This is a genomic window from Aeromicrobium choanae, assembly GCF_900167475.1.
GTDB lineage: Bacteria > Actinomycetota > Actinomycetes > Propionibacteriales > Nocardioidaceae > Aeromicrobium > Aeromicrobium choanae.
The window spans coordinates 3,378,934-3,391,266 of record NZ_LT796768.1; the positions used below are offsets into that span (position 1 = coordinate 3,378,934).

General features: G+C 74.4%; 11 protein-coding genes and 3 riboswitches. Of the genes, 9 read left to right on the forward strand and 2 right to left on the reverse strand.

Annotation, left to right across the window (positions count from 1 at the left end):
* Positions 1–37: 37 nt before the first annotated feature.
* Positions 38–219, reverse strand: a riboswitch (cobalamin riboswitch).
* A 48-nt stretch (positions 220–267) separates the two neighbouring features.
* The 3 genes from B5D60_RS16430 to B5D60_RS16440 are packed head-to-tail and all read left to right on the forward strand — an operon-like array spanning position 268 to position 3,307.
* Entirely contained in the window at positions 268–1,146 is an 879-nt protein-coding gene (locus tag B5D60_RS16430; RefSeq protein ID WP_078701157.1) for a sulfite reductase subunit beta, read from the forward strand.
* Complete coding sequence (locus tag B5D60_RS16435) at positions 1,143–1,808, forward strand: precorrin-8X methylmutase (RefSeq protein WP_078701158.1); 666 nt, start codon at positions 1,143–1,145, stop codon at positions 1,806–1,808. The genes B5D60_RS16430 and B5D60_RS16435 overlap by 4 nt, the downstream gene beginning before the upstream one ends.
* On the forward strand, positions 1,805–3,307 hold the full coding sequence (locus B5D60_RS16440; RefSeq protein WP_078701159.1) for a precorrin-2 C(20)-methyltransferase: 1,503 nt from the start codon (positions 1,805–1,807) through the stop codon (positions 3,305–3,307). The genes B5D60_RS16435 and B5D60_RS16440 overlap by 4 nt, the downstream gene beginning before the upstream one ends.
* Here B5D60_RS16440 and cobM read toward each other — a convergent pair whose 3' ends face one another.
* Complete coding sequence (cobM, locus tag B5D60_RS16445) at positions 3,308–4,063, reverse strand: precorrin-4 C(11)-methyltransferase (RefSeq protein ID WP_078701160.1); 756 nt, start codon at positions 4,061–4,063, stop codon at positions 3,308–3,310. It lies immediately after the preceding gene.
* Positions 4,060–5,256, reverse strand: a complete 1,197-nt coding sequence (gene cbiE, locus B5D60_RS16450; protein WP_231948921.1) for a precorrin-6y C5,15-methyltransferase (decarboxylating) subunit CbiE — start codon at positions 5,254–5,256, stop codon at positions 4,060–4,062. The genes cobM and cbiE overlap by 4 nt, the downstream gene beginning before the upstream one ends.
* Positions 5,257–5,338: 82 nt before the next feature.
* A riboswitch (cobalamin riboswitch) is annotated at positions 5,339–5,483 on the forward strand.
* A 47-nt stretch (positions 5,484–5,530) separates the two neighbouring features.
* On the opposite strand from cbiE, the gene B5D60_RS16455 reads away from it, so the two are divergent.
* The 6 genes from B5D60_RS16455 (at position 5,531) to B5D60_RS16480 (ending at position 12,325) form a co-directional block, all read left to right on the forward strand.
* A complete protein-coding gene (locus tag B5D60_RS16455) occupies positions 5,531–7,537 on the forward strand; it encodes a VWA domain-containing protein (RefSeq protein ID WP_078701162.1) in 2,007 nt (668 codons plus the stop codon).
* Positions 7,537–8,151 (forward strand): cob(I)yrinic acid a,c-diamide adenosyltransferase, encoded by a 615-nt coding sequence (cobO, locus tag B5D60_RS16460; protein WP_078701163.1) that lies wholly within the window; start codon positions 7,537–7,539, stop codon positions 8,149–8,151. The genes B5D60_RS16455 and cobO overlap by 1 nt, the downstream gene beginning before the upstream one ends.
* On the forward strand, positions 8,148–10,568 hold the full coding sequence (locus B5D60_RS16465) for a cobyrinate a,c-diamide synthase (protein ID WP_078701508.1): 2,421 nt from the start codon (positions 8,148–8,150) through the stop codon (positions 10,566–10,568). The genes cobO and B5D60_RS16465 overlap by 4 nt, the downstream gene beginning before the upstream one ends.
* Before the next feature lie 218 nt (positions 10,569–10,786).
* Positions 10,787–11,530, forward strand: a complete 744-nt coding sequence (cobA, locus tag B5D60_RS16470; RefSeq protein WP_197684494.1) for a uroporphyrinogen-III C-methyltransferase — start codon at positions 10,787–10,789, stop codon at positions 11,528–11,530.
* On the forward strand, positions 11,527–11,964 hold the full coding sequence (locus tag B5D60_RS16475) for a histidine phosphatase family protein (RefSeq protein ID WP_078701165.1): 438 nt from the start codon (positions 11,527–11,529) through the stop codon (positions 11,962–11,964). The genes cobA and B5D60_RS16475 overlap by 4 nt, the downstream gene beginning before the upstream one ends.
* Before the next feature lie 31 nt (positions 11,965–11,995).
* Positions 11,996–12,071: riboswitch (cobalamin riboswitch) on the forward strand.
* A gap of 41 nt (positions 12,072–12,112) precedes the next feature.
* Positions 12,113–12,325: a CbtB domain-containing protein gene (locus B5D60_RS16480; protein ID WP_078701166.1), complete on the forward strand. Its 213-nt coding sequence runs from the start codon at positions 12,113–12,115 to the stop codon at positions 12,323–12,325.
* The last annotated feature ends 8 nt before the right edge of the window (positions 12,326–12,333 follow it).

Below are 12,333 nucleotides of genomic sequence, written 5' to 3' on the forward strand. Positions count from 1 at the left end.
CTGGGGCTCTTTCGCGAAGCCCGGTGGGACCAAACGGCGGTCGCCGTGAGGGCCAGCAGGTCTTCGGACTCGGGATCGACCGGACGGAGCGCCTTCCCAGACCTCTCGGTCCAGTGGCTTCGTGCCCCGCCCGTCACCCTCACCGCTGCGCGTCAGTCCCGGACTCTCACCGGGTTCCCTGGCTCATCGCTGAGTTTGACTGGCGCGACGAACGTAGCAGGCCGTCCGCCGGTCGGCCGCCACGAGGGTGCCTGACACCATGACCGGGTGACCGGACGGACTCGACGCGACCTGTGCCCCGGTCTGCTGCGCCCCTGGATCGCCGACGACGGCGCCCTGATCCGGGTCCGCATCCCGGGTGGTGCCGTGTCGGTCGACGCGCTCGGGGGCCTCCTCGGCGTCGCCCGGGCCCACGGCGACGGCACGGTCCACGTGACCAGTCGCGCCAACCTGCAGGTGCGGGCGATCCCCCACGACGAGGGCTGCCTGTCCGACGCGGTCGTGGACGCGGTGATGGCGACCGGCCTCATGCCCTCCACCTCCCACGAGCGGATCCGCAACGTCATGGCGTCGCCGCTCACCGGACGGTCCGGCGGCCGGGCGGACCTGCGACTCGTCGTCGCGGAGCTCGACCGCCGACTGTGCGCCGAGCCGGGTCTCGCGGCCCTGGCGGGCCGCTTCCTGTTCGTCCTCGACGACGGCCGCGGGGACCTCGTCGACCGGGACCTCGATCTCGGCCTCGTCGCCCTCGAAGCGGACACCGCGCAGGTCCGTGCCGGGGCCGGATCGTGGGGTCCCGTGGTCCCGCTGGCAGCCGCCGCCGAAGTCCTCACGGCGCTCGCCGCGCGGTTCGTCGAGCTCGCGGGAGCCCAGGCGGAGTCGCCGTGGCACGTCGACGAGCTGCCCGGCGGCGGGGCCACCGTCCTCGCCTCACCCTCGGAGCCCCGTCCCGGCACCCGGGTGAGCAGCCCTCCCCCGGACCTTGGCAGGATCGAGCAGGTCGACGGCCGCATCGCGTGGCACCTGCCGGTGCCCGACGGCCGCATCGACGCCCGCCTGTTCGACGAGGTCCGCGCGCACGGAGCGCACGGCCTCGTGGTGACGCCGTGGCGCACCCTGATCGTCCCCGACCTGGAGAACGCATGACTCTCGCCCCACCGTCGCGCCGCTACGACTACGTCACCGACGGCGCCGCGATCTACGTCGACTCGTTCGCCACGATCCGCGCCGAGGCCGACCTGTCGCGCATCCCCGCGGACGCCGAGAAGGTGGCGGTCCGGATGATCCACGCGTGCGGCCAGACCGACCTGACCCGGGACCTCGTGATCCATCCCAGTCTCGTGTCCGCGGCCCGCTCGGCGCTGGAGGCTGGGGCCCCGATCATCACCGACGCGCACATGGTCGCCGCGGGCGTGACGCGGGCCCGGCTGCCGCACGAGAACGACGTCCTGTGCTTCCTGCGCGACGCCGCCGTCCCGACCCTCGCGAAGGAGTGGGGCACCACGCGGTCGGCCGCCGCGGTGTCGCTGTGGACCGAGCGGTTGGAGGGCGCCGTCGTCGCGTTCGGCAACGCGCCCACCGCGCTGTTCCACCTGCTCGAGATGCTCCGCGACGGCGCACCGCGTCCGGCCGCGATCATCGGCACGCCGGTGGGCTTCATCGGGGCCGCCGAGTCGAAGCAGGCGCTCATCGACCTCACGACGGACGAGCCCGGCCTCGACATCCCGTTCCTCGCCGTCACCGGACGCCGCGGCGGCTCAGCGATGGCCGCGTCGGCGCTCAACGCGCTCGCCCAGGAGGCGGAGTGAGCGGGCGGCTGTACGGCGTCGGCGTCGGTCCCGGCGACCCCGAGCTCATCACCCTCAAGGCCGCGCGACTCATTGGCGCCGCCGACGTGGTCGTGTACCACCAGGGGGTGGGCAAGCAGTCGAACGCGCGGCGGATCGCGGCCGAGCTGATCCCGGCAGGCGTCGTCGAGGAGGCCCTCGTCTACCCCGTGACGACCCAGACGACCCAGCATCCCGGCGGCTACGCCGGGGCGATGGCCGACTTCTACGCCGACTGCGCCGAGCGGGTGCGCGCCCACCTGGAGGGCGGGCGCGACGTGGTGGTCCTGGCCGAGGGCGATCCGATGCTCTACGGCTCGTTCATGTACCTCCACGACCGGCTCTCGCCCGACTTCGAGACGCAGGTCGTCGCCGGCGTTCCCGCGTTCGCGGCGGCCACGGCCACCACCGCGCTGCCCCTCGTGCGCCAGACCGACGTGCTGACCGTGCTGCCCGGGACCCTGCCCGAGCCCGAGCTCGCCCGCCGACTCGCCGACACCGACGGAGCCGTGATCATGAAGCTCGGCCGGACCTTCGCGAAGGTACGCTCCGCGCTCGAGCAGGCCGGTCGCGTGGAGGGCTCGTGGTACGTCGAGCGCGCCTCGATGGACGCCGAGCGCGTGCTGCCCGTGGCGGACGTCGATCCCGAGACCGTGCCGTACTTCTCGATCGTCCTCGTGCCCGGCGACACCCGGCCCGGCGTCGCGCGGTACGACAAGCCGGTCGCCGAGGCCGTCGCCCCTGCCACGGACGCCGAGGTGGTCGTCGTGGGGCTGGGTCCGGGACCCGACCACTGGCTCTCCCCCGAGGCGTCGCAGGTGCTGGCCGAGGTGGGGCACGTGATCGGGTACGGCCCCTACGTCCAGCGCGTCCCGCAGCGGCCCGGCCTGGTCCGCCACGCCTCGGGCAACACGGTGGAGGTCGATCGGGCCCGCGAGGCACTCGACCTCGCCCTGGCCGGCGAGCGCGTCGCGGTGGTGTCCGGGGGCGACGCCGGGATCTTCGGGATGGCCTCGGCCGTCTTCGAGGCGGCCGAGGACCCGCGCTACGCCGACGTCGCCGTGCGCGTCGTGCCCGGCATCTCGGCCGTGCAGGCCGTCGCCGCCCGGGCCGGCGCGCCCATCGGCGCCGACTTCGCCGTGATGAGCCTGTCGGACCGCCTCAAGCCCTGGGACGTCGTGGTGCGCCGCCTGCGCGCGATCGCCGAGGCCGACCTCGTCCTGGCGCTGTACAACCCGCGCTCCCGGTCGCGCACCGAGCAGGTGGCGCAGGCGAAGGCCGTCCTGCTCGATCACAAGTCACCCGACACCGTCGTGGTGGTGGGCCGCGACGTGGGCCGGGCAGAAGAGAGCCTCACGGTCACGACACTCGGCGACCTCGACCCCGAGGCCGTCGACATGAAGTGCCTGCTGCTGATCGGCGCCTCGTCGACCCGGGTGACGCCTTCGGGACGCGTCTGGAGCCCCCGCTACGTCGAGTGATCAGCCGCGCGCGCGACGCTCGCGGCTGGCCGCGTAGAGGAACGACTCGCCGCCGCGGACGTCCGGCGCCAGCGCCGGTCCGACGAGGATGACGGCCGCCTGTCGCAGGCCCGCGTCCTCCACCTGGTCGGCGATGTCGGCCAGCGTGCCGCGCAGCACGAGCTGGTCGGGCTGGGTCGCCTTCGACACCACCACGACGGGGCAGTCCTGGCCGTAGTGCTCGGCCAGCTCGGCGGCCAGCTCACGCGTGCGGGTGATCCCCAGGTGCAGGGCCATCGTGGCACCCGTCGCGGCGAAGGCGGCGAGCCGCTCCCCCTCGGGCATCGCGGTCGAGCGCGCCTGGGTGCGCGTGAGAACGACCGACTGCGCGACCTCGGGAACGGTCAGCTCGGCACCCACGATCGCGGCCGCAGCGGCGTAGGCGGGCACACCCGGCGTCACGTCCCACGGCACCTGCGCGGCGTCGAGCCGACGTGCCTGCTCGTGCACCGCGGAGTAGAGCGACGGGTCGCCCGAGCACAGCCGGACGACCTCGAGCCCCTCGGCGTGCGCGCCCACGAGGTGCGCCGTGATCTCGTCGAGGTCGAGGTGCTGCGTGTCGACCAGCCGGGCGCCCTCACGGCAGTGCCCCAGCACCTCGGCGTCCAGGTAGGTGCCCGCGTAGAGGCACACGTCGGCGACCTCCAGCAGGCGCACCGCGCGCAGGGTGAGCAGGTCGGCGGCGCCGGGGCCGGCCCCGACGAAGTGGACGGTCATGAGTCTCCCTTGGTGGCGGACCACTGGCTGACGGCGCGCGCGGGCGTCCAGCCGGTGAAGGAGCCGAGCGGCTCGGCGCGCTCGACGTGGAGGCGGACGAGCTCGCCGCCGTGGCGACGGTACCGCTCGAGCAGCACGGCCTCGGTCTCGGCCGTGACGCCGTGGACGACGAGACGTCCCCCCGGCTTGAGCGCTTCCCAGCACGCGTCGAGGACACCGTCGACGCTCGCACCTCCGCCGACGAAGACCGCGTCCGGCCGGTCGAGGCCGTCGAGCGCCTGCGGCGCCGAGCCCTCCACGACCCGCAGGCCGGGGACACCCAGAGCTTCCGCATTGCGGCGGACGAGGGCGAGGCGGTCGGGTCGCGGCTCGACGGCGATCGCGCGGGCGCTGGGCCAGGCCCGCATCCACTCGACCCCGATCGAGCCGCTGCCCGCGCCCACGTCCCACAGCAGCTGGCCGGGCGCCGGCGCCAGCCGGGCAAGGGCACTGGCGCGCAGGTCGCGCTTGGTGATCTGGCCGGCGTGCTCGAACGCGTCATCGGGCAGGACTCCCCCGGCCGCCCAGCCCGGCCCGGTGCCGCGGACCTCCACGGCCAGCACGTTGAGGCGGGGCACGCCTGCGACGTCCCACTCCCGTGCGGTCGACGCGGTCCGCGTCTCGTCGGCCCCGCCGAGATGACCCAGGACGACGAGGTCGGAGTCGCCCCAGCCGAGGACGGTGAGCAGTGTCGCCACGGCCGCCGGGGTGGTCTCGTCGCTGGAGAGCACGAGCAGGCGCCGCGCGGCGGAGAGCGCCGGCACGACGAGGCGGACGTCGCGGCCCACCACGCTGACGACCGTGACCGTCTCGGCCGGCCAGCCCAGCCGCGCCCGCGCCAGCGTGACGGACGACACCGCCGGGACGACGGTGACCCGGTCCGGACCGAGCAGCTCCAGCAGCGTGGTGCCGATGCCGGAGACGAGGGGATCACCCGAGGCGAGGACCACGACGGGCTCACGTGCCTCGTCCAGGAGAGGCGGCAGTCCCTCGCGCAGGGGCGACGGCCACGCGACCCGGTCCTGACCTGCAACCGCAGGCACCGCGTGGAGGTGGCGGTGCCCGCCCAGCAGGGTGGCGGCGGCCCTCACGAGCGACCGCGAGGACTCCGGCAGGCCCTCCCAGCCGTCGGCTCCGACTCCGACGACGGTCACGTGCGCATCCATGGTGGAGCACCCTAACCCGACCCGTCCGCGGGTCGGGCCCCCTGCCCGAGGGCTGCCGGCGGCGTCTAGGGTGTGGTCGAAGGTTCGAGGTGCCCCACGGCTCATGGCCACGGGGAGAATCTGGGAAGCCGGTGAGAATCCGGCACAGGGCCCGCTGCGGTGACTCAGGCACAGACCTGGGAAGTCCGAAGACCGGCCTCGATCCGACCCGCGACGCTGCCCGCGTCGCGGACCGTCATGGCAGATCGAGCGGGAGCCCTACATGCCAACGCAGTACCCCTTTTGTGCCGTCGTCGGCTCGGACGACATGACCCTCGCCCTCACCCTCGTCGCGATCGACCCGCTCATCGGCGGCGTCCTCGTGCGTGGCGAGAAGGGCACCGCCAAGACCACCACCGTCCGCGGACTCGCCGACGTGCTGCCGCCGGTCCGCGCCTACCGGGGTGACCGCTTCTCGGTCGACCCGGGGGACCCTTCCGCGGTCTCCCCCGACGGACCGTTCGAAGCCGGGACGCCCGTCGTCGAGCGCCCGGTGCGGCTCGTCGAGCTGCCGGTCGGCGCGAGCGACGACCGCGTCACGGGCTCGCTGAAGCTCGACTCGGCGCTGCGCGACGGCGTGGTCGAGTTCGAGCCGGGTCTGCTGGCCCGCGCCCACCGCGGCCTGCTCTACGTCGACGAGGTCAACCTGCTGCACGACCACCTCGTCGACCTGCTGCTGGACGCCGCCGCGACCGGCCGGGTGAGCGTCGAGCGCGACGGGGTCTCGGTCGAGCACGCGTCGCGGTTCGTGCTGATCGGGACGATGAACCCCGAGGAGGGCGAGCTGCGCCCGCAGCTGCTCGACCGGTTCGGCCTGACCGTCGAGGTGTCCGCACCGCGCGAGCCGGCCCTGCGCGTCGAGGTCGTGCGCCGGCGTCTGGCCTTCGACGCCGATCCCGCGAGCTTCGCGGCCGCCTGGGCCGGCGAGCAGGACCTCCTGCGTGCCCGCCTGGGGTCCGCCCAGGAGCTGGTGCGCGACGTCGTCCTCGACGACGACGCGCTCACGACGATCGCCGAGATCTGCGCCGCCTTCGACGTCGACGGGCTGCGAGCCGACCTCGTCACGGCGCGCACGGCGGCGGCCCACGCGGCATGGCAGGGCCGCACCCACATCACGCGTGAGGACGTCCGCGTCGCGGCGCGCCTGGCGCTGCCGCACCGTCGCCGTCGGAACCCGTTCGACGAGCCCGGGCTCGACGAGGACCGGCTCGACGACCTGCTCGGCGACGACGAGCCCGACCCCGGACCCGACGACGACGGCCCGGGTGGTCCGGACGGCTCCGGCTCGGACTCCCCCCAGGACGGTCCCGAGGACCATCGCCCCGCCGACGCCCCCGGCCACTCCCCGGAGCAGGATGAGCAGCAGCCCCAGCCGCAGCCGGCCGGCGCCGGCTCGGTCGCCGCGGCCGGCGATCCGGCGCGCGCGCGACTGCTCGTGGTCCGCGGTACCGGCGAGGGCCAGTCCGGGCGGCGCTCCCGCGCCCGCACGCCGCAGGGCCGTGTCGTGGGAAAGCGGCCCGAGGCCACGTCCGGTCGCCTCCACCTGCCCGGCACCATCGCCGCGGCCGCCCCGCACCAGCAGAGCCGCGGAGGGCTCGTCGATGGCCGTGGCCTCGCGTTGACGCCGTCAGACCTGCGTCGCGCCGAGACCGTCGGCCAGGAGTCCAACCTCGTGCTGCTGTGCGTCGACGCCTCGGGGTCGATGGCCGCGCGGCGCCGCATGGAGCAGGTCAAGACGGCCGTGCTCTCCCTGCTGCTGGACGCCTACCGACGCCGCGACAAGGTCGCCCTCGTGACGTTCCGTCAGCACACCGCCGAGGTCGTGCTGCCACCCACCGGCTCGGTCGACGTGGCCTCGCGCCGCCTCGCCGAGCTGCCCGCCGGTGGTCGCACGCCCCTGGCGGAAGGGCTCGAGCGCTCGGCGGAGATCCTGCGCCGCGAGGCGCTGCGCGATCCCTCCCGGCGCCCGCTGCTGGTCGTGGTCACCGACGGGCGTGCCACCTCCGGCGCCGACGCGCTCGGTCGGGCCCACCGGTCCGCCGCGCACCTGGCCGCCACCGGACTCGACAGCGTCGTGGTCGACTGCGAGACGGGCCGGTTCCGGCTGGGCCTCGCCGCCCAGCTGGCCGGCCACCTCCGCGCCGAGCACGTCCCACTCGGCGAGGTGACGGCCGACGGCCTGACCGACGTGGTCCACGCCGCCACCGCCTCGCGCGAGGGTGCGGCCTGATGCCGCAGGGCAAGCCGCTGACCGTCCCCGACGACGGGCTCACGACGCGGCAGCGCCGCAACCGACCCCTGCTGATGGTGCACACCGGCAACGGCAAGGGAAAGTCCACCGCAGCGTTCGGGATGGCGATGCGGGCGTGGAACCAGGGCTGGGACGTCGGCGTGTTCCAGTTCGTGAAGTCGGCGAAGTGGCGCATCGGCGAGCAGACCGTGCTCGAGCGCCTTGCCCGGCTGCACGAGGAGACCGGCGAGGGCGGCCCGATCGAGTGGCACAAGATGGGCTCGGGCTGGTCGTGGAGCCGCAAGGGCGGCACCGAGGCCGACCACGCGGCCGACGCGGCCGAGGGCTGGGCCGAGGTCAAGCGCCGGATCCACGCCGAGCGCCACCGGCTCTACGTCCTCGACGAGTTCACGTACCCGATGCAGTGGGGCTGGGTCGACGTCGACGACGTCGTCGAGACCCTCGGCAACCGGCCGGGCACCCAGCACGTCGTCGTGACGGGCCGCCGCGCCGACCCCCGACTGATCGAGGTGGCCGACCTCGTCACCGAGATGCAGCACGTGAAGCACCCGATGGACGTCGGGCAGAAGGGCCAGCGAGGCATCGAGTGGTGAGCCTGCCGCGCCTCGTCGTGGCGGCTCCGGCCTCCGGGCACGGCAAGACCACGGTCGCCACCGGGCTGATGGCGGCGCTGGCGGCACGAGGCCACGCCGTCTCCGGGCACAAGGTCGGTCCGGACTACATCGATCCCGGCTACCACGCGCTGGCCACCGGTCGTCCCGGTCGCAACCTCGATCCGCACCTGACGGACCCGGCGCTCATGGTGCCGCTGCTGCTCCACGGTGCCCGGGGTGCCGACGTGGCGGTGGTCGAGGGAGTCATGGGTCTGTTCGACGGACGGATCGGCGGCGACGGATTCGCCTCGACGGCCCACGTCGCGACCCTCACCGGCTCGCCCGTCGTGCTGGTGGTCGACGTCTCCCACGCCTCGCGCAGCATCGGCGCGGTGGTGCACGGGATGGCGGGCTTCGATCCCACCGTGACCATCGCGGGAGTCATCCTCAACAAGGCCGGATCACCGCGGCACGCCGCCGAGGCCGCCCGTGCCGTGGAGTCGACCGGCATCCCCGTCCTCGGCGTCCTGCACCGCGACGACGGCGTGAGCGCGCCGTCCCGCCACCTGGGGCTCGTGCCCGCCGAGGAGCGCGACGAGGCCGCCGGGGCGCTGGAGCGCCTGGCCGGCCAGGTCGCGGCGCACGTCGACCTCGACGCCGTCCTGCAGCTGGCGCGGCAGGCGCCCGCACTCGACGCGACGCCGTGGGACCCGGCCGCGCACGTCAGGCCGAGCGGCGCCGACTCCCCCGTCGTCGCCGTCGCCGCGGGTCGCGCGTTCACGTTCCGCTACGCCGAGACCACCGAGCTGCTCGAGGCCGCGGGCTGCACCGTGGTCCCCTTCGACCCGGCGCGCGACGCGCACCTCCCGGCCGGAACCCGCGGTCTCTATCTCGGCGGTGGCTTTCCCGAGGTCCATGCCGCCGCGCTGAGCGCGAACGCGAGCCTGCGGGCCCACCTGCGCGAGGCGGTCCTCGACGGCGTGCCCACGGTCGCCGAGTGCGCGGGCCTGCTCTACCTGTGTCGCACCGTCGACGGGCACCCGATGGTCGGCGCGCTCGACGCCGACGCCGTGATGACGCCCCGACTCACGCTCTCGTACCGACGTCCCGTGATGGCGGACGACCAGCTGCTCGGCCCGGCCGGCACGACGGTGACCACGCACGAGTTCCACCGCACCACCGTCACCCCGGTTCACGGCGACCGGCCCGCCTGGACGGTCGACGACCAGGCCGTCGGCTTCTCCGGGCCGAGCCTGAGCGCGTCGTACCTCCACGTGCACTGGGCGGGCCACCCCGGCCTGGCGCAGTCGTTCGCGGACGCCGTGCACTCCGCCGTTGCGGTCTCCTCGGCGCCCGAGCCCGCTCGGCTCGCCGCGACGACAGGGGCCTCGTTGCCTCCCGTCACCGACCCGCTCCGACATCACGGCGATGTCGAGGCGTCCGACGGCCTGCTGGACCTGGCCGTCAACGTCAGCCGGCTGCCCCGTCCGGCGTGGCTCGAGCAGGCGCTGCGGGACGGCGTGACCGGATCGGCGTCCTATCCCGAGTCCTCCGCCGCGCACGTCGCGGTGGCACGACGCCACGGTCGTGGGATCGACGAGGTGCTCGTCACGGCAGGCGCCGCCGAGGCGTTCTTCCTGCTCGCCCGCGCGCGCTCATGGCGCCGACCCGTCGTCGTGCATCCTCAGTTCACCGAGCCGGACGTCGCCCTCCGGGCCGCAGGTCACACGCCGGGCCACGTCCTGTGCCGTGCCGAGGACGACTTCGCCCTCGACCCGGCCGCCGTGCCCGACGACGCCGACCTCGTGGTCGTCGGGAACCCGACGAACCCGACCGGGCGCCTTCATGCGGCGTCGATGCTGGCGCCCCTGTGCCGTCCCGGCCGCGTCGTCGTGGTCGACGAGGCCTTCATGGACTTCGTCCCGGGCGAGCCGGAGACCCTGGCCTCGCGGGCCCTGCCCGGCCTCGTGGTCGTGCGGAGCCTGACCAAGCTGTGGTCGATGCCGGGGATCCGCGCCGGCTACGTGGTGGGCGACCCGGCCGTCGTCGCGGACCTGCGCGCGCAGCAGGCGCCGTGGGCCGTGGGCACGCCGGCGCTCCACGCCGTGGTCGCCACGGCGAGACCCGACGCCGTGGCCGAGGCCGAGCGCCGCGCCCGTCTCGCGGTCCAGCACCGGCGCGTCCTCGTCGACGGACTCGCCGATCTCGGTGTCGCGGTGGCGCCCTCGAGCGCCCCGTTCGTGCTGGCCCGCCTCGGGCGGGGCACACACGCACGGCTGCGCGGGGCGGGCATCGCGGTCCGGCGCGCCGACACCTTCCCCGGCCTCGACGACTCGTGGGCACGCCTGGCCGTGCGCGAGCCCGACGCCACCCGTCACCTGCTCACCACGTTGGGAGTCCACGCCGCATGGAACTGAACGTCGCCGGACGCTCCGTCCTCGTCCTCGAGGGCAACGAGACGGTCGTCCCCACCATCGCCGGCCTGTTGCGCGAGAACGCGAAGGTCACCGTCGGCGCGCCCACCGTGTGCGCCGCCATCGAGGACCTCGCCCGGCGCGGGCTCGTCGACTGGGCCCCGGACCACGTGGACGAGTCGGCCCACGAGGTGGTGCTGCGCAGCGTGCCGCGCGAGACCATGCCGCCCAGCTCGGAGTCGGTCGGACGCGTCACGCTCGTGGGCGCCGGTCCGGGTGACCCCGGCCTGATCACCGTCGCCGGACGGGCGGCGATCGAGTCGGCCGACGTCGTCGTCGCCGACCGCCTGGCCCCATGGGAGGCCATCGCATGGGCGAGGCCCGGGGTGGAGGTCGTCGACGTCTCCAAGATCCCCTTCGGCCGGTCCACGAGCCAGGACGAGATCAACCGCGTCCTCGTCGAGCACGCCCGCGCCGGTCGCCACGTCGTCCGGCTCAAGGGCGGTGACTCGTTCGTGTTCGGGCGGGGGTTCGAGGAGGTCCAGGCGTGCGCCGCGGCCGGGGTCCCCACGACCGTCGTGCCCGGCGTGACCTCCAGCGTCGCCGGCCCCGGACTCGGCGGGATCCCGGTGACCCATCGCGGCCTCGTGCAGGGCTTCACCGTCGTCTCGGGCCACGTGCCCCCGGGCCACCCCGACTCGACGCTGGACTACGCCGCGCTGGCCCGCTCCGGCACGACGCTCGTCGTCCTGATGGGGGTGCGGACCCTGCCCGCCATCGTCGAGGCGCTGATCGAGGGTGGGCTCGACGAGGCGACCCCGTGCGCTCTCGTGGCCGATGCCAGCCTGCCCAGCCAGCGGGTGGTGCGCAGCACCCTGCGGGACGCCGCGGCCGACGCCTCCGCCGCCGGGATCGGCGCCCCGGCGGTCGCCGTCGTGGGTCACGTCGCCGCGCTCGAGCCGTGATCCGCTGGATGCGGCACGGCGAGTCCACCTGGAACGCCGCCGGACGCCTCCAGCACCGCAATCCCGCTCCCCCGCTGACCGAGCTCGGCCGGCGCCAGGCACGGCAGGCGGCTGAGGGGCTGCGGGGCACCTGCGTCGACGTCGTGCTCACCTCTCCCGCGCTGCGGGCCCGGCAGACCGCGCGCATCGTCGCCGACGTGCTCGGGCTCGACGTCGTGATCGACGACCGGCTCGTAGAGATGGACAGGGACGAGACGGTCGCGCAGGTCCGCCAGCGGGTCGAGTCCCTGGTGCAGGAGCATTCCGGCGAACTGCTCGTGGTGAGTCACGGGGACACCATCGCGGTGGCCGTGGAGCTGCTCACGGGTCACTCCTGTCCCGTGCCCGGGAACGCTCGGATCCATGTGACGGGCGCCCGAGCGACGGTGCCCTGAACACCTGCTAGCCTCGTCACACCTTGCTGAGGAAGCCGGTGTGAATCCGGCGCAGTCGCGCTACTGTGACGCCGCTTGCGGCGAAGCCAGACCCTCCAGCCGGGCGAACATCCGTCAACGGGACGCAGTCATCCCCAAGGAGTGTCAGATGCCTCAGGCAACCACGGCCGTCCCGGCCGCAACCCTTCCCCAGATCCCCGTCTCGGCGCTCGCGCCGTGGGCGATCTTCACCGCGCTGCTCACTGTCGTCGTGCTGTTCTTCGTCGGCGCCGAGCAGGGCGCGTTCTCCGTGTTCGAGGGCACCGCGATCCACGAGTGGGTCCACGACGCCCGTCACGTGCTGGGCTATCCCTGCCACTGACGCCCGCG

What these genes read in the sequence shown, in the direction of transcription:
- cobA (WP_197684494.1), top strand. Translation starts at nt 10,787, where the DNA reads ATGCCGCCCAGCTCGGAGTCGGTCGGACGCGTCACGCTCGTGGGCGCC.
- cobO (WP_078701163.1), top strand. Translation starts at nt 7,537, where the DNA reads ATGCCGCAGGGCAAGCCGCTGACCGTCCCCGACGACGGGCTCACGACG.
- B5D60_RS16435 (WP_078701158.1), top strand. Translation starts at nt 1,143, where the DNA reads ATGACTCTCGCCCCACCGTCGCGCCGCTACGACTACGTCACCGACGGC.
- B5D60_RS16455 (WP_078701162.1), top strand. Translation starts at nt 5,531, where the DNA reads ATGCCAACGCAGTACCCCTTTTGTGCCGTCGTCGGCTCGGACGACATG.
- cobM (WP_078701160.1), bottom strand. Translation starts at nt 4,063, where the DNA reads ATGACCGTCCACTTCGTCGGGGCCGGCCCCGGCGCCGCCGACCTGCTC.
- B5D60_RS16480 (WP_078701166.1), top strand. Translation starts at nt 12,113, where the DNA reads ATGCCTCAGGCAACCACGGCCGTCCCGGCCGCAACCCTTCCCCAGATC.